The organism is Delftia sp. (genome assembly GCF_059499305.1).
Window position 1 is genome coordinate 39,878 of the sequence record NZ_JCABYI010000036.1, and the last position, 24,699, is coordinate 64,576.

The 24,699-nt window shown below is 67.7% G+C and carries 21 protein-coding genes; 13 read left to right on the plus strand and 8 right to left on the minus strand.

The features are described 5' to 3' along the window. Positions 1-91: 91 nt before the first annotated feature. The 3 genes from AC5I49_RS24820 (at position 92) to AC5I49_RS24830 (ending at position 3,655) form a co-directional block, all read left to right on the plus strand. The gene (locus tag AC5I49_RS24820; protein WP_495790050.1) at positions 92-1,198 is read left to right on the plus strand and encodes a tartrate dehydrogenase; all 1,107 of its coding nucleotides are present in this window, start codon (positions 92-94) and stop codon (positions 1,196-1,198) included. A gap of 52 nt (positions 1,199-1,250) precedes the next feature. Beyond that, entirely contained in the window at positions 1,251-2,228 is a 978-nt protein-coding gene (locus AC5I49_RS24825) for a tripartite tricarboxylate transporter substrate binding protein (RefSeq protein WP_126312413.1), read from the plus strand. A 104-nt stretch (positions 2,229-2,332) separates the two neighbouring features. Further along, complete coding sequence (locus AC5I49_RS24830; RefSeq protein WP_016449784.1) at positions 2,333-3,655, plus strand: glycerate kinase type-2 family protein; 1,323 nt, start codon at positions 2,333-2,335, stop codon at positions 3,653-3,655. 83 nt (positions 3,656-3,738) lie between these two features. On the opposite strand, the gene AC5I49_RS24835 is transcribed toward AC5I49_RS24830, so the two are convergent. Continuing rightward, entirely contained in the window at positions 3,739-4,656 is a 918-nt protein-coding gene (locus tag AC5I49_RS24835; protein WP_016449783.1) for a LysR family transcriptional regulator, read from the minus strand. 120 nt (positions 4,657-4,776) lie between these two features. On the opposite strand from AC5I49_RS24835, the gene gcl reads away from it, so the two are divergent. The 3 genes from gcl (at position 4,777) to glxR (ending at position 8,450) form a co-directional block, all read left to right on the plus strand. Beyond that, positions 4,777-6,567, plus strand: coding sequence for a glyoxylate carboligase (gene gcl / locus AC5I49_RS24840; RefSeq protein ID WP_495790051.1), 1,791 nt, complete (start codon positions 4,777-4,779; stop codon positions 6,565-6,567). Between the two features lie 115 nt (positions 6,568-6,682). Further along, on the plus strand, positions 6,683-7,483 hold the full coding sequence (gene hyi / locus AC5I49_RS24845; RefSeq protein WP_016449781.1) for a hydroxypyruvate isomerase: 801 nt from the start codon (positions 6,683-6,685) through the stop codon (positions 7,481-7,483). 52 nt (positions 7,484-7,535) lie between these two features. Then, positions 7,536-8,450, plus strand: coding sequence for a 2-hydroxy-3-oxopropionate reductase (gene glxR, locus AC5I49_RS24850; RefSeq protein WP_126312416.1), 915 nt, complete (start codon positions 7,536-7,538; stop codon positions 8,448-8,450). Between the two features lie 96 nt (positions 8,451-8,546). Here glxR and ggt read toward each other — a convergent pair whose 3' ends face one another. Beyond that, positions 8,547-10,367: a gamma-glutamyltransferase gene (gene ggt, locus AC5I49_RS24855; RefSeq protein ID WP_047325885.1), complete on the minus strand. Its 1,821-nt coding sequence runs from the start codon at positions 10,365-10,367 to the stop codon at positions 8,547-8,549. Positions 10,368-10,704: 337 nt separating this feature from the next. On the opposite strand from ggt, the gene uraH reads away from it, so the two are divergent. Continuing rightward, complete coding sequence (uraH, locus tag AC5I49_RS24860; protein WP_012204044.1) at positions 10,705-11,055, plus strand: hydroxyisourate hydrolase; 351 nt, start codon at positions 10,705-10,707, stop codon at positions 11,053-11,055. Positions 11,056-11,165: 110 nt separating this feature from the next. On the opposite strand, the gene AC5I49_RS24865 is transcribed toward uraH, so the two are convergent. Next, positions 11,166-11,555 carry a DoxX family protein gene (locus tag AC5I49_RS24865; RefSeq protein WP_016449777.1) on the minus strand — a complete coding sequence of 130 codons (390 nt, stop codon included), beginning with the start codon at positions 11,553-11,555 and terminating at the stop codon, positions 11,166-11,168. Positions 11,556-11,873: 318 nt separating this feature from the next. On the opposite strand from AC5I49_RS24865, the gene AC5I49_RS24870 reads away from it, so the two are divergent. Next, positions 11,874-12,458, plus strand: a complete 585-nt coding sequence (locus AC5I49_RS24870; RefSeq protein ID WP_016449776.1) for a BPSL1445 family SYLF domain-containing lipoprotein — start codon at positions 11,874-11,876, stop codon at positions 12,456-12,458. A 65-nt stretch (positions 12,459-12,523) separates the two neighbouring features. Here AC5I49_RS24870 and AC5I49_RS24875 read toward each other — a convergent pair whose 3' ends face one another. After that, positions 12,524-12,853: an Arc family DNA-binding protein gene (locus AC5I49_RS24875; RefSeq protein ID WP_047217817.1), complete on the minus strand. Its 330-nt coding sequence runs from the start codon at positions 12,851-12,853 to the stop codon at positions 12,524-12,526. Positions 12,854-12,946: 93 nt separating this feature from the next. Here AC5I49_RS24875 and AC5I49_RS24880 point away from each other — a divergent pair, with 93 nt between their 5' ends. Then, the gene (locus AC5I49_RS24880; protein WP_016449774.1) at positions 12,947-13,336 is read left to right on the plus strand and encodes a hypothetical protein; all 390 of its coding nucleotides are present in this window, start codon (positions 12,947-12,949) and stop codon (positions 13,334-13,336) included. Between the two features lie 3 nt (positions 13,337-13,339). Here AC5I49_RS24880 and AC5I49_RS24885 read toward each other — a convergent pair whose 3' ends face one another. Continuing rightward, positions 13,340-13,828, minus strand: coding sequence for a hypothetical protein (locus tag AC5I49_RS24885; protein ID WP_495790052.1), 489 nt, complete (start codon positions 13,826-13,828; stop codon positions 13,340-13,342). A 130-nt stretch (positions 13,829-13,958) separates the two neighbouring features. Between AC5I49_RS24885 and xdhC the strand changes: the two genes are divergently transcribed. Next, positions 13,959-14,834 carry a xanthine dehydrogenase accessory protein XdhC gene (gene xdhC / locus AC5I49_RS24890; RefSeq protein ID WP_043790727.1) on the plus strand — a complete coding sequence of 292 codons (876 nt, stop codon included), beginning with the start codon at positions 13,959-13,961 and terminating at the stop codon, positions 14,832-14,834. A gap of 186 nt (positions 14,835-15,020) precedes the next feature. Further along, on the plus strand, positions 15,021-16,358 hold the full coding sequence (locus AC5I49_RS24895) for a urate hydroxylase PuuD (protein WP_495790053.1): 1,338 nt from the start codon (positions 15,021-15,023) through the stop codon (positions 16,356-16,358). A 70-nt stretch (positions 16,359-16,428) separates the two neighbouring features. Here the strand turns inward: AC5I49_RS24895 and AC5I49_RS24900 are convergent, their stop codons facing one another. Continuing rightward, the gene (locus AC5I49_RS24900) at positions 16,429-18,312 is read right to left on the minus strand and encodes an EAL domain-containing protein (protein ID WP_495790054.1); all 1,884 of its coding nucleotides are present in this window, start codon (positions 18,310-18,312) and stop codon (positions 16,429-16,431) included. A 140-nt stretch (positions 18,313-18,452) separates the two neighbouring features. Between AC5I49_RS24900 and AC5I49_RS24905 the strand changes: the two genes are divergently transcribed. Together AC5I49_RS24905 and AC5I49_RS24910 are read left to right on the plus strand one after the other, a co-directional pair. After that, positions 18,453-19,088: a Crp/Fnr family transcriptional regulator gene (locus tag AC5I49_RS24905; protein WP_016449769.1), complete on the plus strand. Its 636-nt coding sequence runs from the start codon at positions 18,453-18,455 to the stop codon at positions 19,086-19,088. A gap of 120 nt (positions 19,089-19,208) precedes the next feature. Further along, positions 19,209-21,470, plus strand: coding sequence for a sensor domain-containing diguanylate cyclase (locus AC5I49_RS24910; RefSeq protein WP_016452621.1), 2,262 nt, complete (start codon positions 19,209-19,211; stop codon positions 21,468-21,470). A gap of 16 nt (positions 21,471-21,486) precedes the next feature. Here the strand turns inward: AC5I49_RS24910 and AC5I49_RS24915 are convergent, their stop codons facing one another. Then, entirely contained in the window at positions 21,487-22,179 is a 693-nt protein-coding gene (locus AC5I49_RS24915; RefSeq protein ID WP_017404028.1) for a Crp/Fnr family transcriptional regulator, read from the minus strand. Between the two features lie 114 nt (positions 22,180-22,293). Continuing rightward, positions 22,294-24,618 carry a DUF6351 family protein gene (locus AC5I49_RS24920; protein WP_495790055.1) on the minus strand — a complete coding sequence of 775 codons (2,325 nt, stop codon included), beginning with the start codon at positions 24,616-24,618 and terminating at the stop codon, positions 22,294-22,296. Positions 24,619-24,699 lie beyond the last annotated feature (81 nt).

Below are 24,699 nucleotides of genomic sequence, written 5' to 3' on the forward strand. Positions count from 1 at the left end.
GAGGCGCGCGCGGCGTTGTTCCATCGATAGATTCACGGACAAGGCCATGGATCCGCATGGCGCTTCATCCACCGCAATCCAAGGAGCCCTCATGACAAAGACATACCGCATCGCCTGCATTCCCGGCGATGGCATCGGCAAGGAAGTGGTGCCCGCAGGGCAGGAGGTGCTGCAGGCGCTGGCCGAAACCCAGCCCGGCCTGGGCTTTGCCTTCACCAGTTTCGGCTGGGGCGGCGACTGGTACCGCGCGCACGGCGAGATGATGCCGGCCGGCGGGCTGGACGCGTTGCGCGGCCAGGACGCCATCCTGTTCGGCTCGGCCGGCGACCCGCACATTCCCGACCATGTCACGCTGTGGGGGCTGCGCCTGAAGATCTGCCAGGGGTTCGACCAGTACGCCAATGTGCGGCCCACGCGCATCCTGCCCGGCATCGAAGCGCCGCTCAAGCGCTGCTCGCGCGAGGACCTGGACTGGGTCATCGTGCGCGAGAATTCCGAAGGCGAATACGCGGGCGTGGGCGGCCGCGCCCACCAGGGCCATCCCATCGAGGTGGCCACCGACGTGAGCATGATGACCCGCGCGGGCGTGGAGCGCATCATGCGCTTCGCCTTCCGCCTGGCGCAGTCGCGGCCGCGCAAGCTGCTGACGGTGATCACCAAGTCCAACGCCCAGCGCCATGCCATGGTGATGTGGGACGAGATCGCGGTGCAGGTGGCCGCCGAGTTTCCCGACGTGCGCTGGGACAAGGAACTGGTGGACGCAGCCACGGCGCGCATGGTCAACCGCCCGGCCTCGCTGGACACCCTGGTTGCCACCAACCTGCATGCCGACATCCTCAGCGATCTGGCGGCCGCGCTGGCCGGCAGCCTGGGCATTGCGCCCACGGGCAACATCGATCCGGAGCGCCGCTACCCCAGCATGTTCGAGCCCATCCACGGATCGGCCTTCGACATCATGGGCCAGGGCCTGGCCAATCCCGTGGGAACCTTCTGGAGCTGCGTGATGCTGTTGGAGCACCTGGGCGAGCACCGTGCCGCGCAGCGGCTGATGCAGGCCGTGGAGCAGGTGACCGCCGATGCCGCGCTGCACACGCGCGACCTGGGCGGCAAGGCCACCACGCGGCAGGTCACCGACGCGGTCTGCGCACGGCTGCGCGCGCAGACCGCCGAGACCCAGGCCGAGCCCGTGCCTGCCTGAGCGCGCGCTGCATGGTCCGATAACCCACAAAAGAACAGACAGGAGACAAGCCATGAACCGCATCACCAGGGTTGCCGCAGCGTGCGCGCTGGCCGCCGCCATTCCTGCCACCATCCCAGCTGTCTGGGCCCAGGCCTGGCCGGCGCGCCCCGTCAACCTCATCGTGCCGTTTCCCGCAGGCGGCACCACCGATGTGCTGGCGCGTGCGCTGGGCCAGGAGCTGTCCAAGAGTCTGGGCCAGCCCGTGGTCGTGGAAAACCGCCCCGGCGCGGGCGCCACCCTGGGCGCCGACCATGTGGCCAAGGCGAAACCTGACGGCTACACCCTGCTCATGGGCGCCGTGCACCACACCATTGCCACCAGCGTCTACCGCAGGCTGGGCTATGACTTCCAGAAGGACCTGGCGCCCATCACCGTGGTGGCCGTGGTCCCCAATGTGCTGGTGGTCCATCCGCAGGTGCCCGCCAAAACCGTGCAGGAGCTGCTGGCCCAGGCCCGGGCCCAGCCCGGCAAGCTGGCCTATGGCTCCAACGGCGCGGGCACGGGCCAGCACCTGATCGGCGCGCAGTTCGAGTCCATGGGCGGCGTGCAGCTGCTGCACGTGCCCTACAAGGGCAGCGGGCCGCTGACCACGGACCTGCTGGGCGGGCAAATCGCCATGTCCTTCGATACCGTCACGCCTGTGCTGCCCCACATCAAGGCCGGCAAGCTGCGCGCGCTGGCCGTGACCACGGCCCGGCGCTCGGTGGCCCTGCCCGATGTGCCCACGCTGGACGAGGCCGGGCTCAAGGGCTTCGACATGGGCACCTGGTTCGGCGTGCTGGCACCGGCCGCCACGCCCAGGGAGGTACTGGCGCGGCTGGGCGCGGACATGAACCGCATCATCGAGTCCCCGCAGTTCCGCCGGAAGATGGAGGAGATAGGCGCCGAGCCCATCGGCGGATCGCCGGAGCAGATGGCGCGCCAGATCCGCGACGACACCGACCGCTTCGCCAGGCTGGTCAAGGACGCCAAGGTGGCCCTGGATTGAGTTGAGTTGGCGCGAGGAACGAGGCCGGGCGAATCAGTTGTGACTTGACCGCATGCCACCGCCGGTGCAGGAAATTCCATAATGCCCGGCGGAGACAACACACCATGACCAGCACCACGGACCTGCACCTCACCGATCCCCAAGCCTTTCTGCTCGACCTCTACCGCGCTGCGGTCAAGGATGCGCAGCCCCTGTACAGCATGGCCCAATGCCTGCCAAAGCCTCCCAAGGGCCGCACCCTTGTGCTGGGCGCGGGCAAGGCCGGCGGCTCCATGGCCCAGGCGCTGGAGGCGCTGTGGCCGGCGGACGCGCCGCTGTCCGGCCTCGTGGTCACACGCTACGGCCACATCCCGCCGCGCCCCGAAGGGCTGGCGCAGCGCATCGAGGTGGTCGAGGCCGCCCACCCCGTGCCCGATGCGGCAGGCCTGGACGCCGCCGAACGCATCCTCGCGCTGACCGAAGGGCTGACCGAGGACGACCTCGTGCTGTGCCTGATCTCGGGCGGCGGCTCGGCCCTGTTGACCCTGCCGGCCGAAGGCATCGACCTGGAGGAAAAGCAGCGCATCAACCGCGCCCTGCTGGAAAGCGGCGCCGCCATCGGCGAGATGAACTGCGTGCGCAAGCACCTGTCGCGCATCAAGGGCGGGCGCCTGGGCGCGGCCTGCGCACCTGCGCGCGTTGTCACGCTGACCATCAGCGACGTGCCGGGCGACGACCCCTCCATCATCGCCAGCGGCCCCACCGTGCCCGATGCCAGTAGCTGCGCCGACGCGCTGGCCATCCTCGCGCGCTACCGCATCAACGTGCCCGAATCCGTGCGCCGCGCGCTGGAGGCAGGCGAGCTGGAAACCCCCAAGCCCGGCGACGCGCGCTTCGACGGCCACGAGGTCCACATGATCGCCACGCCCCAGCACTCGCTGGAGGCGGCCGCACGCGTGGCCGAGGCCGCAGGCCTGCGCGCCCATGTGCTGTCCGACGAGATCGAGGGCGAATCGCGCGAAGTCGCCAAGGTCCACGCCGCCCTGGCGCGCGCCGTGTCCCGCCACGGCCAGCCGTTTGCAAAGCCCTGCGTGATCCTGTCCGGCGGCGAGACCACGGTCACGATCCGGCAGCGCCCGGCCGGCACGCCCAAGGGACGCGGCGGCCGCGCGGGCGAGTTCTGCATGGGCCTGGCCCAGGCCCTGCAGGGGCAGGAGAAGGTCTGGGCGCTGGCGGCCGATACCGATGGCATCGATGGCGTGGAAGACAACGCGGGAGCGCGCGTGTCGCCGGATACCCTGGCGCGGGCCCAGGCCCAGGGCATGCGGATTGCCGAGTACCTGGACCGCAATGATGCGTATGGGTTCTTTGATGCGCTGGGGGATCTGGTGGTGACCGGGCCCACGCATACCAACGTGAATGACTTCCGGGCGATTCTGGTTCTCTAGGTTTTTGTCCCTGCCGGGTGGTTGTTTTTCGAGGCCGGGACGTGCGCCCGGCCACTTGTTTCAGGCCCGCTTGCTTCAGGCGCTCACGCCCCGCGCGGCAGCGTCTCCCACCATTCGGCATCGAACCGCCCCTGCAGGAAGGCGATGAAGGACTGCACCTTCTGCGGCACCAGGCGCGGCGAGGGGTAGACGGCGTGGATTTCCTGCTCGGGCAGGCGGCAGGTCTTGAGGACTTCGACCACGCGGCCGGCCTGCAGCGAGTCGTGGGCCACGTAGCGGGGCAGGGCGGCGATGCCCATGTGCGAGCGTGAGGCCGCCAGCAGGGCCGAGAGGTTGTTGGAGCGCAGGCGGCCGGTGACGGGCACGGACACGGGCTCGCCGCTGGCGTTGCGCAGGCGCCAGAGGTCGTTGCCCTGCACGCTGCTGTAGATCAGCGTGGCGTGTTCCTTGAGGTCGGAGGGGCGGCGCGGCGTGCCGCGCTTGCGCAGGTAGGCGGGCGAGGCCACCAGCACCCAGGGGTTCACGCCCAGGGTGCGTGCGCCCAGGCTGGAGTCGGCCAGCTTGCCCAGGCGCAGGGCCACGTCGATGCCGTTGGCCACCAGGTCGGTGTAGCGGTCCTCGAAGCTCAGGTCGATCTGCACCTGGGGGTTGTGCGTCATGAACTCCAGCGCCAGCGGGATCAGCACGCGCCGGCCGAAGGCCACCGAGCTGCCGATGCGCAGCTGGCCCTGCACCTGGGTCTGTCGCACCTGCACCACCTTGTCCGCCTCGGCCACGTCGTTGACGATGGTCTTGCATTTCTCGTAGTACAGCGCGCCCGCTTCGGTGAGGCTCACGCCACGCGTGTTGCGGTTGAGCAGGCGCACCTTCAGGCGCGTCTCCATGGCCGCGACCTGCTTGGTCACCGTGGGCTGGGTGGTGGCGAACTCGTGCGCGACCTTGGTGAAGCTGCCGGTCTCCACCACGCGCACGAACATGTGCATGGCATCGAGTCTGTCCATGGTGCTGTCTCCTTTTTCATTGGTAGTTATTCCTGCACGGAATAAATTTTATGGTCTGTGCAGGCGTTCCACCAACAGGCCCGTCTGCCTAGAGTTGTCTCCAGTTTGAAGGAGACCTCCATGGCGAAAATGAAAGCAATCGAAGCCGCAGTCCGCGTGCTGGAAAAAGAAGGCGTCACCGTCGCATTCGGCGTTCCCGGTGCCGCCATCAACCCGCTGTACGCAGCGCTCAAGGACCATGGCGGCATAGGCCATATCCTGGCGCGCCACGTCGAAGGCGCAAGCCACATGGCCGAGGGCTACACCCGCGCCGTGGCCGGCAACATCGGCGTGTGCATCGGCACCAGCGGCCCGGCCGGCACGGACATGATCACGGGCCTGTACTCGGCCAGCGCGGATTCGATTCCGATCCTGTGCATCACGGGCCAGGCGCCGCGCTCGCGTCTGCACAAGGAAGATTTCCAGGCCGTGGACATTGCCTCCATCGCCAAGACCGTGACCAAGTGGGCCACCACGGTGCTGGAGCCGGCTCAGGTGCCGCGCGCCTTCCAGCAGGCCTTCCACCTGATGCGCTCGGGCCGCCCCGGCCCCGTGCTGATCGACCTGCCCATCGACGTGCAGCTGGCCGAGATCGAGTTCGACATCGATACCTACGAGCCCCTGCCTGTCTACAAGCCTGCCGCCACGCGCAAGCAGGTGGAAAAGGCCATCGCCATGCTCAACGAGTCCGAGCGTCCGCTGCTGGTGTCGGGCGGCGGCGTGATCAACGCCGATGCGTCCGATCTGCTGGTGGAGTTCGCCGAGCTGCTGGACGTACCCGTGATCCCCACGCTGATGGGCTGGGGCACCATCCCTGACGACCACCGCCTGATGGCCGGCATGTGCGGCCTGCAGACCAGCCACCGCTACGGCAATGCCACCATGCTGGCCTCCGACTTCGTGCTGGGCATCGGCAACCGCTGGGCCAACCGCCACACGGGCTCGGTCGAGGTCTACACCAAGGGCCGCAAGTTCGTGCACGTGGACATCGAGCCCACGCAGATCGGCCGCGTGTTCGCGCCCGACTACGGCATCGTCTCGGATGCCGGCGCGGCGTTGCAGCTTTTCGTGGAGGTGGCGCGCGAGTGGAAGGCGGCTGGCCGCCTGAAGGACCGCAGCGGCTGGGTGGCCGAATGCCAGGCCCGCAAGAACAATGTGGAGTACCTGCGCAAGACCAATTTCGACAACGTGCCCATGAAGCCGCAGCGTGTCTACCAGTGCATGAACCGCAGCCTGGACAAGGACACCTGCTACGTCTCCACCATCGGCCTGTCTCAGATTGCCGGCGCGCAGTTCCTGCATGTCTACAAGCCGCGCAACTGGATCAACTGCGGCCAGGCCGGCCCGCTGGGCTGGACCGTGCCGGCCGCCCTGGGTGTGCGCGTGGCCGACCCGGCCCGCAAGATCGTGGCGCTGTCGGGCGACTATGACTTCCAGTTCATGATCGAGGAGCTGGCCGTGGGGGCGCAGTTCAAGCTGCCCTACATCCATGTGCTGGTCAACAACAGCTACCTGGGCCTGATCCGCCAGGCGCAGCGCGCCTTCTCCATCGACTACTGCGTGCAGCTGGCCTTCGACAACATCAATGTCGACGACAAGGAAGAGTCCAAGGGCTACGGCGTGGACCACGTCAAGGTGGTCGAGGGCCTGGGCTGCAAGGCGATCCGCGTGCACCGTCCCGAGGACTTCGCGCCCGCCATGCAGCAGGCCGAGGCCTGGATGGCCGAGCACCGCACGCCGGTCGTCGTCGAGGTCATCCTGGAGCGCGTGACCAACATCTCCATGGGTGCCGAGATCGACAACGTGATCGAGTTCGAGGACCTGGCCGCAGCGCCTGCCGACGTGCCCAGCGCGCTTGCACTGCTGGATTGACCGGCCCGCCACGGCACATCGCACGGCATTGCACTGCACTGCTTTTTCTATCGGCGGGGCACCCTGCGTGCCCTGCCGCTCCCAACCCACCAAACGACAACCGGAGACTTCTGACATGCCCCGTTTTGCTGCCAACCTCAGCATGCTGTTCACCGAGGTGCCCTTCCTCGACCGTTTCGAGCGCGCGGCGCGCGCCGGCTTCGAGGCCGTGGAATTCCTGTTTCCCTACGCCCATACGGTCCAGGAGATCAAGGAGCGCGTCGACGCCCACGGCCTGCAGATCGTGCTGCACAACCTGCCTGCCGGCGACTGGGATGCGGGCGAGCGCGGCATTGCCTGCCACCCCGACCGCGTGGACGAGTTCCGCGCCGGCGTGGCCAAGGCCGTGACCTATGGCCATGCGCTGGGCGTGCCCCAGCTCAACTGCCTGGCCGGCAAGGCGCCTGCCGGTGCCGATGCCGCGCTGCTGCGCCGCACCTTCGTGGACAACCTGCGCTTTGCCGCATCGGCGCTGAGCGCGGCCAATCTGCGCCTGCTGATCGAGCCCATCAACCCCTTCGACATTCCCGGCTTCTATCTGAACCGCACGGACGAGGCCCTGTCCATCCTCGACGAGGTGGGCGCGCCCAATGCCTTCGTGCAGTACGACATCTACCACGCGCAGCGCACCGAGGGCGAACTGGCGGCCACGCTGCAAAAGCATCTGGCGCGCATCGGCCATGTGCAGCTGGCCGACAACCCGGGCCGCAACGAGCCGGGCACGGGCGAGATCAACTACCCCTTCCTGTTCGCGCACCTGGACCGCATCGGCTACCAGGGCTGGGTGGGCTGCGAGTACAAGCCTGCGCGCGATACCGAATCGGGCCTGGGCTGGCTGGACGCCCACACCAGCGTGCGCACGGCAGTCGCCGCCTGAGCGCCGCCGGAGTTTTTTCTCAGCTTTTCAAAAACGACAAGGAGTACACAGCATGAATGCATCCTCTCTCAAGCTCGGTTTCGTGGGCCTGGGCATCATGGGCGCGCCCATGGCAGGCCACCTTCTGGCGGCTGGCCACCAGCTCTTCGTGAACACCCTGGGCAAGATCCCGGCGCAGATCGCCGAGAGCAGCGCCACCCAGTGCACCACCGCGCGCGGCGTGGCCGAGCGGGCCGACATCATCTTCCTGATGCTGCCCGACACGCCCGATGTCGAGAAGGTGCTGTTCGGCGAGGACGGCGTGGCCGCCGGCCTCAAGGGCAGCAGCGGCAAGGTGGTGGTGGACATGAGCTCCATCTCGCCCGTGGCCACCAAGGACTTCGCTCGCCGCATCGAGGCCATCGGCGCCCAGTACCTGGATGCGCCGGTCTCCGGCGGCGAGGTGGGCGCCAAGAACGCCACGCTGTCCATCATGGTCGGCGGCCCCGAGGACGTGTTCGCGCGCGTCAAGCCGCTGTTCGAGCGCATGGGCAAGAACATCACCCTGGTGGGCGGCAATGGCGACGGCCAGACCGCCAAGGTGGCCAACCAGATCATCGTGGCGCTGAACATCGAGGCGGTGGCAGAGGCCCTGCTGTTCGCATCGCGCGCCGGCGCCGACCCGGCCCGCGTGCGCGAGGCGCTGCTGGGCGGCTTTGCCTCGTCCAAGATCCTGGAGGTGCATGCCGAGCGCATGATCAAGCGCACGTTCGATCCGGGCTTCCGCATCTCGCTGCACCAGAAGGACCTGAACCTGGCCCTGAGCAGCGCGCGCCAGCTCGGCGTGTCCCTGCCCAACACCGCCCAGGCCCAGGAGCTGTTCAACAGCTGCGTGGCCCACGGCGGCGCGAACTGGGACCACTCGGGCATGGTGCGTGCGCTGGAGATCCAGGCCAACTTCGAGGTCGGCCAGAAGGTCACGGCCTGATGCCGCGCAACTGACAACGCGATTGGTGGGAGGGCGGCCTTGCGCCGCCCTGTTGTGAAAAGCCGCGCTCGGCAACGGGCGCGGCTTTTTCTTGCTTCAATAGCCCAGCGTCTGACCGTCGGGGTTGCGCGGGTCGGAGGCGCCGTAGAGCATGCCGTCGCGCAGCTGGATGGTCTGCGTGCGGCCCATGGATGCCTTCACGGCAACGTTGTGGCCGCGCGACTTGAGCAGGGCCACGGTGTCGGGGCTGATGCCCTTTTCCACGCGCAGCTCGTCGGGCGTCCACTGGTGGTGAAAGCGCGGCGTGGCGGCGGCCTCGGCCGGGTTCATGCCGAAGTCGATGGTATTGACCACGGTCTGCAGCACGGTGGTGATGATGCGCGCGCCGCCGGGGCTGCCGGTGACCAGCACGGGCTTGCCGTCCTTGAGCACCATGGTGGGCGTCATGGACGACAGCGGGCGTTTGCCTGCGGCCACCGCATTGGCATCGCCGCCGACCAGGCCGTAGGCGTTGGCCACGCCGGGCTTGGCAGAGAAGTCGTCCATCTCGTTGTTGAGCAGGATGCCCGTGCCCTTGGCCACGATGCCGCTGCCGAAGTTGGTGTTCAGCGTATAGGTCACGGCCACGGCGTTGCCCATCCTGTCCACCACGGAGTAGTGCGTGGTCTGGTCGCTCTCGTAGGGCTGGGGCTTGCCGGGCTTGATGTCCTTGCCGGCGCGCGCCTGGTAGGGGTCGATGCCGGCGGCCAGCGCCTCGGCGTAGCGCTTGGACGTCAGGCCCTTGAGCGGCACGGTCACGAAGTCCGGGTCGCCCAGGTATTCGGCCCGGTCGGCATAGGCCAGCTTCATGCCTTCGGCCATGTAGTGAATGCTCTGTGCGCTGTTGGCGCCCCACTGGTTCATGGGCCAGCGTTCCATCATGTTGAGGATCTGGATCAGGTGGGCGCCGCCGGAGGACGGGGGCGGCATGGTCACGATCTCATAGCCGCGATAGGTGCCGCGCACGGGCTCGCGCTCGACCACCTTGTAGTTCTTGAGATCCTGCAGCGACAGGGCGCCCGCATGCGGCGCCATCTCGGCCGCGAGCTTGCGGGCAATGGCGCCTTCGTAGAACACCTTGGAGCCCTGCTGCCCGATCAGGCGCAGCGACTGCGCCAGGTCCTTTTGCACCAGGCGGTCGCCGCGCTTGAGGGGCTCGCCGTTGCGCCAGAAGATGGCCTGGGTGGCGGGCCACTGGCCCATGTTCTTCTTTTCCTGCTCCAGGATCTTGGCCAGGGTCTCGCTGACCGTAAAGCCCTTGTCGGCCAGCTTCACGGATGGCGCAATCACCGTGGACAGCGGCAGAGAGCCCCATTTCTTCAATGCATGCTCCATGCCGGCCACGGTGCCGGGCACGCCCACGGCGTAGTGGGTGTACAGCGACTTGCCGTCGATGACCTGGCCGTCCGCACCCACGTACATGTCCCGCGTGGCCTTGGAGGGTGCGACCTCGCGGAAGTCCAGCGCAATGTTCTTGCCGCTCTTGGCGTCGTGCACGATCATGAAACCGCCGCCGCCGATGTTGCCGGCATTGGGCAGGGCCACCGCCAGCGCAAAGCCCATGGCCACGGCGGCATCCACCGCATTGCCGCCCGACTTCAGGATCTGCAGGCCGATGCGCGAGGCCAGCTCCTGCTCGCTGGACACCATGCCGTTCCTGGCCACGACGGGATGGAATACATCCATGTCGAAGTCATAGGCCGCACTGGCCGCCTGGGCTGCATTGCTTTGCGTGATGGGCGCTGCCGCCGGTGCAGGTGCTGCGGCCACCGGCGCTGGCGGCGCCGAGGCCGCGGGCGGCTGTGTGCTGCTGCAGGCGGCCAGGCTGGCAATGGCCAGCGCCAGGCTGGTTGCCAGCAAGGGGGAGCGAAATGGCATCGGTATCTCCTTGGCAGATGAAACAGTGGAACCGTTGAAATGAGCGAAAGTCCTTTGCCGCCCGGTATGCGATGGCCGCAGGGCCTGCAGCCGGGGCGGCGGCGGACCACAGTGTAGAAGCATGGCGTTGCAGGCCTGCCCACGGGCCGCTGCCGACGCCGAAAGTGCGGGTATCTGCCTAGGCTCGAGCTGCATGGCGCACTTCAAGGGCGTACAAAAACTGTATACACTTTGCGAATGCACGAGGGGGCCGCGAGTGCTGTCGCGCGCCGCGCTTCGTGCATCGACCAACCAATGACAACCGGGCGGGCCAGCTCCCGCTTCACAGGAGATTTCCATGGGCCTGAGCACCCACGTCCTCGACACCATGAACGGCTGCCCCGCAGCCGGCATGGCTGTCGCGCTGTATTCCACCGATGGCGACCAGGCCACGCTGATCAAGAGCCTGGTGCTCAACCACGACGGCCGCACCGATGCGCCGCTGTTCGACAACAACAGCCTCAGGACCGGCACCTACCGCCTGACCTTCGACGTGGCGGCCTACTTCAAGGCCCGTGGCGTGCAACTGCCCGAGCCCAATTTCCTCAACAAGGTGAGCCTGGACTTCGGCGTGGCCCATGCCGACCAGCATTACCATGTGCCCCTGCTGGTCAGCCCCTGGAGCTATTCGACGTACCGGGGCTCCTGAGCCCTGGACTGCAGGCGCAGGCTGTCGGGGGATGGCCTGGAGTGAAACCTGAAATGACGAACGGCCCGCATTGCGGGCCGTTGCTTTTGCATCTCCAGCAAGCGTGCGGCCTACTTGCCCTTGGAATGCCCCATGGCCACGACCAGGGCCGAGATGAAGAAGAAGGCCTGCAGCTCCAGCGCCCAGCCTCCCGAGCTGTGCAGCTGCATCACCTGGCCCGTGTGCACCAGCGCGAAGGCCACGATCATGTTGACCGCAATCACCAGCGCCGCGGGCACCACCCACAGGCCCACCAGCAGCAGCAGCGGCGCCACCACCTCACCCAGATACACCGCATAGGCCAGCCAGCCCGGCGCGCCCGCGGACTCCACCATGCGCTCGATGCTGCCTATGCCGTAGCGGATCTTGGCCCAGCCATGAAAAAGCAGCAGGACCGCAAGCGTGACGCGCAACAGCACCATGGCTGCCTGGGGATGGTGAAAGTGGCTCCAGAACTTCATGAACTCCCTCGATGTGGATGGGCCCGGTGGGCCGGGTGTTGCTGTGGGTGCATTCTGGCATCAGCGGGCTTTCGGTGTCGGCTGTGGCGGCCCGGAACGGGATTTTCAGACATTTCCTGCGGGCCTGTAGTCCTATGGCGCAACTTGTGACATGTCTCATCACAAGTACCGCAAAGCGGCCTAGCATCGTCCCCAGCCTGTCTCCGAAGCGGTTTGCGAGCACTGGTAGGGGTGCCCGGGACCGGGAGGCAAGGTGATCAATCCAATGAACCGATGGGGTCTCCCCAAAACGTCCAATCAAGAAAGGCAGGTTTTCCCATGCGTCAGTTTTCTTTGCGTACCGTCGTGATGGCCACTGCACTGGCGGCCGGCAGCGTGGCCATGGTCGGCTGCACCACCACCAAGCCGGAAACCCAGTCCGCGCCGCGTGCTGATTCCACCACAGTCAATGCGCGCGCCAACGCTGCGCTGGAGCGGCTGTACCAGACGGCGCCGGGCTCCAAGGAAATGGTGGCCCGCTCCAAGGGCGTGCTGATCTTCCCCTCGGTGATCGGCGGCAGTTTCGTCATCGGTGTGGAGCATGGCCGCGGCGTGCTGCGCGTCGGCGGCCAGAACAAGGGCTTCTACAGCACCACGGGCGCCTCGGTGGGCTGGCAGGCAGGCGGCCAGTCCAAGGCTGTGATCTATGTGTTCAACACCCAGGAAGCGCTGGACAAGTTCCTGGCCAGCGACGGCTGGTCCGTGGGCGCGGATGCCACGGTGGCCGCAGGCAAGGTGGGCGCCAATGGCAGCGTGGACACCACGACCGCCCAGGGCCCCGTCACCAGCTACGTGCTGACCAACGCGGGCCTGGAAGCCGGCGTGTCGCTGCAGGGCTCGAAGATCACCAAGGTGGTCGAATGATCCCGGCCCTGAGGGGCCTTTGAACGAAACCGGCCTGCGGGCCGGTTTTCTTTTGTGCGGGCGGATCAGGCGCTGCCGGTTGCGCCGTCTTCACTGGCGGATTGCGGCGCAGCGGGCGCGAGCACGGCCTGCTCTATGCGTTCCAGGCGCTTTTCGATACGCTCCACGGCTTCGGCGCTCATCTTGATGTCGTAGATGCTCACGGGCTCTTCGCATTCCAGCGAAGGGTCCGTCGAGGCCGACAGGCGGCCCAGCAGGGGGGCCTCGAACGTGGTCTGCAGCCGGGCCACGACTTCGGCGTTCATGGAACGGCCGGTGCGCTTGGCTGCCTCCTCGACGAGGTCCTTGAGTTCCTGCGGCAGGCGCAGCTTGTACTGAGGATCGGTCTGTTTCATCGCCGGCAATCATGGACCGGAAAGGTATTGACTGCAAGGGACCTGATAGGTATTGTTGCTTCGGGACCAGCACGGTCCCGCGCAAGGGATGCCATGAAGACAGTGAAGCAATCGGGCCACAGCCATCAGGAACCCTCACCGCAGCACCAGGAGGTGCTGGCGGTGGATGCGTTGTGCCATATGGGAGCGGCCCTGGGCGTGCTGGAGCTGCATGCCGAACGCGCCGGCTCGGCCATGGTGTGTGCCGCGCGTGATTTGCTGCGTGGCTACCACGCCAGCGCTGACCAGGCGGTGGCCGGCCTGCAGGCCGGCGGCCGCTCGGCAGGCGTGCTGCCGCAGCTGTCGCAGGACCTGGGCTATGCCATCGAGGTCATCGATCGCGTGAACGATGACGCACCGGACGACCTGGTGCTCTATGCCGTGACCTGCCTGCTCAGAAGCGCCCGAAGCTTTGCCGACGGCCAGCCGTGCGCAGCGGCCTGAGGCTCAGAGCTGGCCCTCGGTCAGCGTGTCGAGCTGGAAGCGGCCGGACTTGTCCCAGAGCCAGGTATCGGTATAGGTGATGCGGGCGGCGCCGGCCGGGGCGGGGAAGGGCGCGGCGGCGCGCACCAGGCGCTCGATCTCGCTCACCACCTCGGGGGCATGGCCGGGCGCGCGCATCCAGTGCAGGCGCTGGACCTGGCCGTTGCGGTCGATCTGGACCTGGAGCACGCCGATCGCGTAGAGCATGGGCGGCAACTGGCCCTTGTAGATGCGATCGGCATTGCGCGCGTACAGATGGTTGGCGGCCACCTTGCGGTACTGCAGCTGTGCGCTGGAGCTGACGTCGTCGGGGCGCGGGCCGGGGCCGGGCGGGGACTTGCAGGCCGTGACCAGGGAGGCAATGGCGGCCATCAGGCCGGTCCACAGCCAGGGGCGGCCGGAACGTGGCTTTTGCACGGAACTGTGCTGCGTGGAATCAGGGGAATCGGGCATGATTGCGAGCGTATCCTGAAACACTGCGGCACCGGCAGTCGGAGCGCAAAACTCAAGTGCCGCAGCGGACAATCCCGCAACAAATTCCAACGAAGCCCGCAGGCGCCACGACGGGCTGTCAGGTGCGCCCATGTGGAGTGACACGTTCAACAAAGTCGAGCAGGGCCTTGCGCAGGGGCCGCTGTGCTGGGTCGAAGTGATGGACTCGCGAGGCTCCGTGCCGCGCGAGCGCGGCGCCTGGATGGCGGTTTTCGCCGACCGCGTGGCCGGCACCATCGGCGGTGGGCACCTGGAGTTCGATGCCATCGACAGGGCCCGCAGCCTGCTGCGCGGCTGGGCAACGCCTGGCGAGCAGGGTAGCCAGGGCGGCCAGGTCGCCACCGAGCACCAGCACCGCTATCCGCTGGGCCCCAGCCTGGGCCAGTGCTGCGGCGGCGTGGTGATGCTGAGGTTCGTGCTGGTGCCCCAGGGCCGCATGGACATGCTGCGCGAGCGGCTGCAGCCGCCGCGCGACTGCGTGGCCCTGTTCGGCGCAGGCCACGTCGGCCATGCGCTGGTGCGCCTGCTGTGCAATCTTCCCTACCGCGTGATGTGGGTGGACAGCCGCGATTCGGTCTTCCCCGAGGAGGAGCACGAGCTCGTGCAGTGCGAGTATTCAGACCCCGTGCAATCGGCCGTGGCCGATCTGCCTGCAGGCTCCCAGGTGCTGATCATGAGCTTCAGCCATGCCGAGGACCTGGAAGTGGTCGCCCAGTGCCTGGGCCGCCAGCGTGCGCAGGGGGATCTGCCCTATGTGGGCCTGATCGGCAGCGCCACCAAATGGGCCACCTTCCGGCGCAGGCTGCGCGAGCGCGGCTTCAGCGATGCCGAGCTGGACCATGTGACCTGCCCCATCGGCGTGCCCGGCATCAAGGGCAAGGAGCCCGAGGTGATCGCGGTGGCCGTGGCGGCGCAGCTTCTGCAGCGGCGCAGCGCGGTGTCCGCGCGGAATCAGGGAAATCTCTAGTGAATTGATGCTGCGCAAGCCGATGGGCTGGCGAAAAATTGCATACACTTTGTGTCTACGAAATGGTCGCAGCGGTGCACCGGCGGTATATCTACCGGGTGCGCGGCCTTTTTCTTCTGCTCAGAGCGCCCGCAGTGGTGAGCAGGTTGAACACCGGCGGCCCCCACGCTGCCAAGGTTGAGAGCTATGGAAAGCTACATTCTCGACTGGGCCAACCTGCTGTTGCGGTGGCTCCACGTCATTACGGCCATCGCCTGGGTCGGTTCCTCCTTCTATTTCGTCTTCCTCGACAGCAGCCTGACGCCGCCCGTCGATGACGATCTCAAGAAGCAGGGCGTCAGCGGCGAACTCTGGGCCGTGCACGGCGGTGGGTTCTACCACCCTGTCAAGTTCAATGTCTCCCCGCCCAAGCTGCCGGACCACCTGCACTGGTTCTACTGGGAAAGCTACACCACCTGGCTCAGCGGCTTTGCGCTGCTGACGGTGTCGTACCTGTGGAACGCCAAGATCTACCTCGTCAATCCGGCCGATCCCAATGCCATGGGCTCGGCTGCGGCCATTGCCTCGGCCCTGGCCTTCCTGGTCGTGTTCTGGCTGCTGTACGACGGCATCTGCCGCGTCTTCGGCCAGAAGAAGAACGGCGACGCCACGGTGGGCGCCATGGTGCTGGTGCTGGTGTGCATCGCGGCCTTCCTGGCCTGCCACATCTTCCCGGGCCAGGCCGCCTTCCTGCTGATGGGCGCCATGCTGGCGACCTCGATGAGCGCCAACGTGTTCTTCTGGATCATCCCCGGCCAGCGCACGGTGGTGAAGGCCCTGAAGGAAGGCCAGCCCGTGGACCCCATCCACGGCAAGCGCGGCAAGCAGCGCAGCGTGCACAACACGTACTTCACGCTGCCGGTGCTGTTCGCCATGCTGTCCAACCACTACGGCTGGCTGTACAGCCATGAGCTGAACTGGCTGGTGCTGATCCTGATGATGTTCGCAGGCGCCGCCATCCGCCAGTTCTTCGTGATGCGCCACGGCTTCAAGCTGGGCCGCAATGCCCATCCCTGGCCCTACGCCCTGGTCGGCGTGCTGGTGCTGATCGGCACGGCCGTCTGGCTCAAGCCCGCGCCGGCGCCTGCCGCAGCGCCTGCGCCGGCTCCCGCCGCCGTACAGTCGCCTGCCGCAACGACCGGGCCCGCAGCAGCGGCTCCCGGTGGTGACACGGCAGCGCCGGCTGCGCCTGCAGCCCCTGCAGCCCCTGCGTCACCGGCTGCCGCCGCTCCTGCCGACGGCGCCGTCGGCTATGCCCAGCTCGCGCCCTTCTTGCAGCAGCATTGCGTGGTCTGCCACGGTGCCGCCCTGCAGCAAAAGAATGTGCGCCTGGACTCGCCCGAGCAGGTCAAGGCCCATGCCCAGCAGATCTACCAGCAGGTGGTGCAGCTGCGCAAGATGCCCTTCGGCAATCCGGGCGCCCTGAGCGATGACGAGCGCGGCATGGTCAAGCGCTGGTACGAATCGGGTGCATCGGTGAACTGATCATCCTGCCGCGCCCATGCGCTGCCAACCACCCGCCCGCAGTCTCGCAAGAGCCTGCGGGCTTCTTGTTTCAGGCAGGCCAGGCCGCTGCGGCGCCGTGCAGGGCCGGATGCCGCGCTTCATCGTGCGGCGTGTGCAGCGCGATGGCGCCGCGCCCCGGCAGGCTTTGCGCCTTGGCCTGCTGCTTGGCCAGGGCCGCGAGGTTGGCGATGTCCTCGGGTGCCAGCACGCTGCCCGGCGCGACGCGCACCACGCCGATGGACAGCGTGGTACAGGCAAAGAATCGCCGGATGCCGTGGCGGTCCTCGGCCCAGATGCCGCCGGCCTCGCGCGCCTGGTCGTCGAACAGCTGGCGCGCCTCGCCTGCGAAGGCGCCGACGATGTCCTCGCAGCGCCGCTGCCAGTCCTCGCTTTGCAGCAGCAGCATGAAGTCGTCCCCGCCCACATGGCCCACGAAGTCGCGCCGCGCATCGCAGTGCGCCACGGCCAGCCGCGCCACCAGGCGGATCATCTGGTCGCCGCGCCAGTAGCCGTAGTGGTCGTTGAAGGGCTTGAAGTGGTTGAGGTCGGCGTAGCAGGCCACGAAGCCGGCGCCGCTGTCCAGCAGGCGCTGCATGTGCAGGCTGATGGGGATGTTGCCGGGCAGGAAGGTCAGCGGGTTGGCGTGGCGCGCGGCCTCGATGCGGGCCTCGGTCACGCGGCGCACCAGCTGCTCGCCCGTGCCCAGGCCCACATAGCGGCCGTTGTCGGTGACGATGAAGCCGTCGCTCAGGTAGCGCTGGTCCTGCGAGGTCAGGATGCCGACGAGCTGGTCCACATCGCAGTCCAGCTCCACGATGCGCGGCTGCACGTTGGCAAAGGCCAGGCAGGGCTTGCGTCCGTGGACTTCACGGAAGTACAGCGTGGCGTAGTGGTTCATGAACTGCTGGCGGTTGATGAGGGCCAGCGGCCGGCCGGCCTCCACGACGGCAATGGCGTGCAGCTGCTGCCCGGCCTGGAACAGCTCGGCCACCTCGTCGTTGCTGGCCGCCGGTGCCACGCAGGGCGCCTGCATCACCATCAGGTTGCGCAGCACGCCCGGGCGGGCGCTGTGGCCCTGGTGGGGCAGCACGGCCACGCGCGGGTCCTGCGCCACGCTCAGCGCCTGCGGGCTGATCTGCGGCTGGGCGGCTTCGGCGGGCCGGCCCAGCAGCCATCCCTGGCCGTACGCAATGCCCAGGTCGCGCAGGGTGCGCAGCTCGTCCTCGGTCTCTATGCCTTCGGCGATCAGCGTGGTTCCGAAGACCTCGGCAATGCCCTTGATGGCCTGCAGCAGCTGCAGCGTGGCCGGGCGCTGCTCGATCTGGTGGATGAAGTACTTGTCGATCTTGACGAAGTCCGGCTTGGCCTCGGACCACAGGCGCAGGCTGGAGCGGCCATCGCCAAAGTCGTCGAGCGCCAGGCGCGCGCCCGTGGCGTGCACGGCCTTGACGGCGGCGCAGACGGCGGGCATGTCGGTCACATGGTCGTGCTCGGTGATCTCCACCACCAGGGACCGCGCCTGCACGCCGAAGCCGCGCACCGTGTCCCCGACCATGCCGGGGCCGCAGACGCCCACGGCCTGCACCAGCGCCTGGGCGCTGAGGTTGACGAACAGCCGGCCCGGCGCGCCCTGCCGGCCCCAGTCCTGCAGCGCCACGCAGACCGCCAGCAGCTCGAATTCCCGAAGAATGCCCTCGGCCGCAGCGCCCTTGAGCAAGGCGTCGGGCGTGTGCAACGGCATGCCCCGGGGGCCGCGGATCAGCGCCTCATGCGCATAGATGCTGCCGCTGCGCAAGTCGGCCAGCGGCTGGAAGACGCAGTACAGGCCGCCCGCGCGCATGAGCTGTGCCACGGGGCCTGCACCGGACCGCACTGCGGCCGACAGCACGGCCGCCGCAGCGGGCAGGCTGGCGAGCATCTGGGGATCGATCATGGGCTCAACTTTTCAGTTGGATACATTACGTTTCATTGGTGACATACTTGTGACAAGTATGCCGCCTGTCGGCGTGCGTGCTGGCAGCCGATTGACGTGGCTCAAAACGCGGCGGCTGCAAAGCCGGCAAAGTTGCGTGCATGTTCGCCCTGTCTTCCTTGCAAGCTTTCGCCTTCGCGCCGGGTTCCGCCCAGGTGTTGGCCGCGGGTACCTGGCTCAGGCTGCGTCGGCAGTCGCCGGATACGGTGATGTATCTGGAACGCGGTCGCGTGCTCCTGGGCATAGGCCAGGGTGGGCAGATGCGCCACCAGCTGGGTGTGGTGGAGGGGCCGGCCTGGCTGGATGCGGCCTTTGTGCTGCAGCGGCGCGGCAGCAGCCTGGACATGCTGGCCGACAGCGATGTCCGCGTGCAGCAGTTGCCCCAGGCCGACTTCCTGCAGGCCGTCTCGCAACTGCCGTCTCCCGCCCAGCAACTGCTGCAGGACATGGCCCAGGCCTACTGCGCCCAGACCGAGCTGGCCGTGAGCCGCCTGTCCAAGGATGCCGAGGCACGCTGCGCACAGTGGTTGCTGCGCCATGCCATGCCGCACGAGGCGGGCGGCCTGCGCGTGACGCTGCACCTGCGCAAGCGGCTGATCGCCGCCCAGCTCGGCATTGCGCCCGAGACCTTCTCGCGCGTGCTGCGCCAGTTGCGTGAACATGGACTCATCGCGGGCCGGGGCAATGTCATCGATCTGCCCAAGCCTGCGGCGCTCGAGGTGCTGGCGGTAGGCTGATTCCCACGCCGCTGACGGGTGCCGGCCTGCAAGCGCCGGGCCTTGCGGGGCGGGGTATCCACTGGTTCGCGGGTTCCACCCAGTGGGACGGCTTTCGGGTCTGCATATATTGAGGGCGTCATGTCACTGGACGCCCGTCGATCCCCCTTTTTCCAGGCGCTGCTGGCATCCCAGGATGCTCCGCAGGTGCCGGACTCGCCCTCGTGGCCGCGCGCGTCCACAGGCTGGGGCGCCATGCGCTGCACGGTGCTGGCGCTGGCCGCCGCGGCCGTGCTTGTGGTGGGCCTGGGCAGTGCCTGGTGGGTATCGCACAGCATGCGCCAGCAGACGCTGGAGCGCGCCATGGCCCGGCAGGCCGACGAGGTCGATACCGTGGCGCGCATGCTGGCCTCGCGGCTGGAGCAGCAGCAGCGCCTGCTGTGGGTGCTGGCCCAGGGCATGGCCGACCAGGGCGGCGACCCCAGCCGCCTGATGGGCGAGATGCTGCGCGGAGACGCATCCGTGCGGCTGTTCGACACATTGCAGCTGGCCGATGCGCGTGGGCAACTGCAATTGAGCCTGCGCGGCGGCCGCTCCGAACCCCTGGTCGATCTGGACGAAGGCGTGCGCGACGTGATGCGGCGCAGCCTGGCCGATGGCAAGCCCGTGGTCTCCACCATGGTCCGCAAGGGGGCCGATCCCGCAATGATGGAGTTGCTGTACGCCGTGCCGCTGCGCGCCGGCAACGGCACGGTCAGCGGCGTGCTTTCGGCGGGCGTGCGCATGTCCGGCCAGGCGCTGCTGCCGCCCGGCATCGACCCTTCGCGCTCCGCAGGGCGGCTGCTGGTCATGCAGCGCGACGGGCAGATCCTGGCCCACTCCGATCCGTCGCGCTGGACGGCGCGCGCCGAGGCCGAGCCCGGCCTGGGCGCGGACTGGTTGCAGGACCCTTCCGCCGGCGGCCTGCAGGTGGGCCCCGATACCCAGCGCCGCGCCGGCTACCTGGTGACGACGGCCGGCATGCCGCTGCCGCAGTGGCTGGTGGTCAGGATCACCCCCGAGGAAGCCATTGCGCCCAGCCTGGCGCCGCGCGTGCTCTGGTGGCTGCTGGCAGCCGTCGCGGGGGTCACGGCGCTGCTGGTGCTGCTGCTGATCCTGGTTACCGAACCCATGGCCGCCTTGCATCGCAGTGCACGCCAATGGCTGGCGAGCCAGGGGCGGCTGATGGCCGAAGAGCCCGATCCCGCGCCGGAGCCGGCGCCAGGCCATGCCGAGGAAGGCGGCTGGCGCATGCCCTGGACCCATGCCTGGGGAGAGGCTTCCACGCTGTGGCAGGCCCTGCACCGCCTGGGCCAGATGGGCCAGGACCAGGCCCACGAGGTCGGCCGGCTGCAACTGCAGCTGCAAACGCTGATGGACTACGCGCCCGTGGGCCTGGTGGTCACGCATGCGGCGCATCTGGAGCTGGTGGGCCTGCAGGCCGCGCGCATGCTGGGATATCCGCCGCGCGAACTGCAGGGGCAGGCGATACGCCAGCTGTGCGCCTCCGACGCTGCGCACGCCCAGTTGCTGGAGCGTGTGCGCAAGGACCTGGACATGTACGGCCAGTTCGACAGCGAGCAGTGCTTTGTCCGCAAGGACGGCCGCCCCATCTGGGTGCGCCTGCACGGCCAGAGCCTGCAGCGCCTGCAGCGCGGCCTGGAGCCACGCGCCGTGGTGCCGGCCGATCCCACCCTGGTCTGGGTGGTCGAGGACGTGACCATGCAGCGCCTGGTGCGCGAGCAGCCGGGCTGGAAGGCCATGCACGATCCGCTGACCCTGCTGCCCAACCGCGAGGCCTTTGCCATGCGCCTGCATGAATGGCTGCAGGAATGCAGCGCCGCCCAGCGCCTGCCCGCCGAGGCGCTGCAGGAAGAGGCCTCCTCCTCGCAAGCCGACGCCGAGGTTGCTGCCGTGGCCACGGCCGCGGTCGAAGTCGCCATTTCTCCCATGCCGCACCATGGCGTAATCCTGTTCCTGGACCTGGACCACTTCGCCCACGTCAACCAGCAGGGAGGCCATGCGGCCGGCGACGAGGTGCTGTGCCACATGGCCCGGCTGATCGACAGCGTGGTGCGGCCCTTGGGCTGGGTGGCGCGCCTGGGCGGTGACGAGTTCGCCGTGCTGCTGGCCGGCGTCCCGGCCGAGCAGGGCATGCTGCTGGCGCAGAGCCTGTGCATGGCCGTGCAGGACTGGGAAGGCGCGCACGAGGGCCAGCGCTACCTGATGGGCGCCAGCGTCGGCATGGTGGTGCTCGATGCCCGCCAGCACACGGTCAGCAGCGCGCTGCGCTCGGCCGACATGGCCTGCTATGCGGCCAAGCGCAAGGGCCGCAACCGCGTCGAGGTGCTGGAGGCCGCATGAGCGCCGGGGCCGCGCCTCATTCGAAGGATTCGCTGAAGCGACGCAGTCCCTCGGGATCGATCAGGGTCAATGCCCCATAGGAGACGCGGACCGCTCCGATGTCCTCCAGCTCTCCCAGGGTGCGATTGACGATCTGGCGCGACACGCCGGCCAGGCTGGCCAACTCCTCCTGCGACATGCCCAGGTGCCGGTTGCCGGTGTCCGGATACAGCCTCGAATCGGTCAGCTCCGAGATGCAGTGCGCCACATGGCGGCTGGAATGGTGCAGCCGCGCATGCTCGCAGCGGCCGATGAACTGGCCCAGGCGCGCATTGAGCTGGTCCAGCAGGAAGCGGTTGAAGCCGAGGCTGCGCTCCAGCAGCCAGTGAAAGGTGCTGGCCGGCATCAGTGCCACCAGCGTATCCTCGATCGCCGTCGCGTCGAACGGCCAGCATTCGTGCTTGAGCAGTGTGCCCTCGCCGAACCAGCAACCCGGGGTAAAGGTGGCCAGCGTGGTGCTGCGCCCGGTAGGCGACAGCGCATGGATCTTGACCGCTCCCTGGACGATGCCGGCCCAGTGGCCGGCCCGGTGCGTCTTGTGGCAAAGCGGGGCGCCGGCCGGTATGTGCCGCAACAGCACCTCCCGCCGCAACCTGAGCAGGTGGGCCCTGCTCAGGTGGGGCGCAAAGGGCGCGGACTTGAGGACGGCGTTGATCGTGGGCGGCTGCATGGTGCTTGATGCAAATCTTCAATGAAAGTCTGCTGCTTCATTGCCTGGATTGGCACGCTGCAAACCCTGATCACCGGCCCCCGGACCCCTGCGGGACTTCGCGCAGGGTGCAGCTCAATCGTTGCGCGAGACCGGCGCAGGCCCGGCCTTGGTGCCCGCCGGGCCGGCACTGAAATCGGTCAGGAAGGCCGCCTCCTGGCTCTGGCCCGTTCCGGCCTGGCTCCAGTCGCACACTCCTGCCGCAAACACTGCGGCAAGGCGCTTTTGCTGTGCCGGGCTGAAGGTGATGCCGGCGTACTCCGGGCTGGTGAACGAAAGGGGCTTGAGCTGGCACTGGTAGATGTCCTCCGCGAGCGGACCTCCGGCCACCTGGCGTGGCGACAGGGTCGGCTTGAGGGGACAGGCTGGGTCGTCCAGGGCCAGGACTTTGTCGAGATCCGAAGGGACGGCTCCCGTCGCGGCGATGCATCCATCCCTGACATCCGAAGGCCTGTTGCGCACCACTTTCTGTGCCAGCGCCGCGCCGGTGGTGTCGCGCTCCACGGCGGTCAGCCAGCGGTCCATCATGACAAAGGCCTCGCGTCGCATGGCAGGGGCGATCAGCAGCGGGATCATGCCCTTGCTGGCGCGGATCACGTGGTTGTCATGGTGGCCGTTGGCGGCATCCAGCCGTGCGCGTTGCTGCAGGCTGCGCCAGGTCATGTGGATGTCGCTGCCGCCCTCGGGCCGCAGGTCGATGATGGCCACCTGGGACAGGTTCCTGCCGTTGCTGGTGAGGCCACTGCTGTAGAGCCTGGGCAGCAGGCTGGCCACGGCCCGCTCGCGGGCTGCCGGCCTGGACGCAGTGCCGCCGGTCCAGTCCATGTCGTTGGTGTAGCTGCCGATGCCTTCGTTGAGCTGCACGAAAGCCTCCGCGTCGATGGCGCCCGACTGCAGTGCCTTGAGTCCGTACTGCAGGCCCGTGTTGTCATACGGCAGCTGCGGCTTGGTGTGGCCGTCGGTGTCCTTGAACGTCCCGAACACCGGGACCAGCATGTCGTGGATCGAGCAGCGCACGCCCTGGCCGCGTGTGCGCGGGTCGTAGACGATGGAGGCGGGAAAGCCCACGCCGCAGTTGTCGGGCAGCCGGGGGTTCTGGGGGGCGATGAAGCTCCCTACCCATTTGTCGCAGTAGCTGGCCGGATGGCCATTGATGGCGGCCTTCGCGGTGTCGCTCAGTGCCTGTCCTGCGGCCGTCCTGTAGTAGTTGGACAGCAGGCCGCAGTCGCGTGTTTCCATCCAGGTGGACACCGCATCGGGATAGCTCAGCCCCGTCTGTATGCCCTGCAGCAGACCCGGCATGGCGGAGGCGATCACTGTCTGCATCATGGAGCCACCCGAGTCGCCGTCGCCCATGGTGTAGCGCACTTCGCCGTAGTTCTCGATCAGGTGCTCCTTGATGCGCATCATGTTCTCGGCGGCCAGCAACTCGTTGTTGTTGTGCAGGTGGTTGGTCAGCATGGCTTTCACGACCATGTGGCCTGCCGCGAGCGCGTTGGGGTCGAACGGCAGGCTGCCGCTGAACTGGTCGAGGAGGTTGACCGCCGGCTCCTGGAAGCGATTGCCGGAAGCGGCTGCGCCGAATCGCCATAGCACCTTGCCGTTCCATCCCTTTTGCGGCTCCCAGGGCGTCCAGGCCTGCGCGGGGTCATGGTAGGCCAGGATCTGGAAGGTGCCGCGGCCCATGACGCCAGTTTCCATGCGCAGCAGGTGCTTGACCGTATCTCCGCGGTCGTTGGTGAAGTCGGCGATCTCGCTGTCGGCCGGGCGCTGCGATGGGTCGTAGGCCACATGACAGGGCGTGGCGCCTGCCGGACCCATCGTGCAGGCGCTGCCTTGCCTGGCCTTGGGCATGTAGTAGTAGGTGTACTGGGTCCTGGTATTGCACTGGACATCCACCGGATCGGTATCGAGACCGCTGACGCGCGTGGTCACGGTCGCCGAAAGTGCCGTGCCCGGCACGGAAACGGTGGCTTGCGCGCCATTGCGCGTGGCGCAGATCCACGGCGCGGTCTGCGGCCCGGCGAAGATGGGATCGCCCCGGCCATGGTTGGTGATGTCCAGCCGTGCCCTCGCGCTGCCGGCCGCCGTGGCGGTGAGGGTGTTGGCGCCCACCCTCAATCCCTCGACCCGGCCCAGAATGCGGCCATTGGCGCGCTGGGCGAACCGGGCGGTGACATCCGTGCCATTGAGCGCCACCTTCAGCGCACCGTGCGGGCTGCCCTTGGGCAGCACAATTTCAATATAGGCATTGCCGTCGCTGATCATGTCGGCCCGGTTGGACAGGCTGCGTATCTCGATGACACCCAGGCCTGAATCACCGCTGCCGCCGCAGGCGGTCAGCACACTGGCGAGCGTGGCTGCGGCCACCATGCCCGAAAAAAGGGTTGGCTGTTTCATCGTCTTGTCTCCTGCAATCCACTTCCTTTTGAAGCGATTTCATTGAATCACGCTAACAGTCTGCAAGTCTGTATAGGTTTG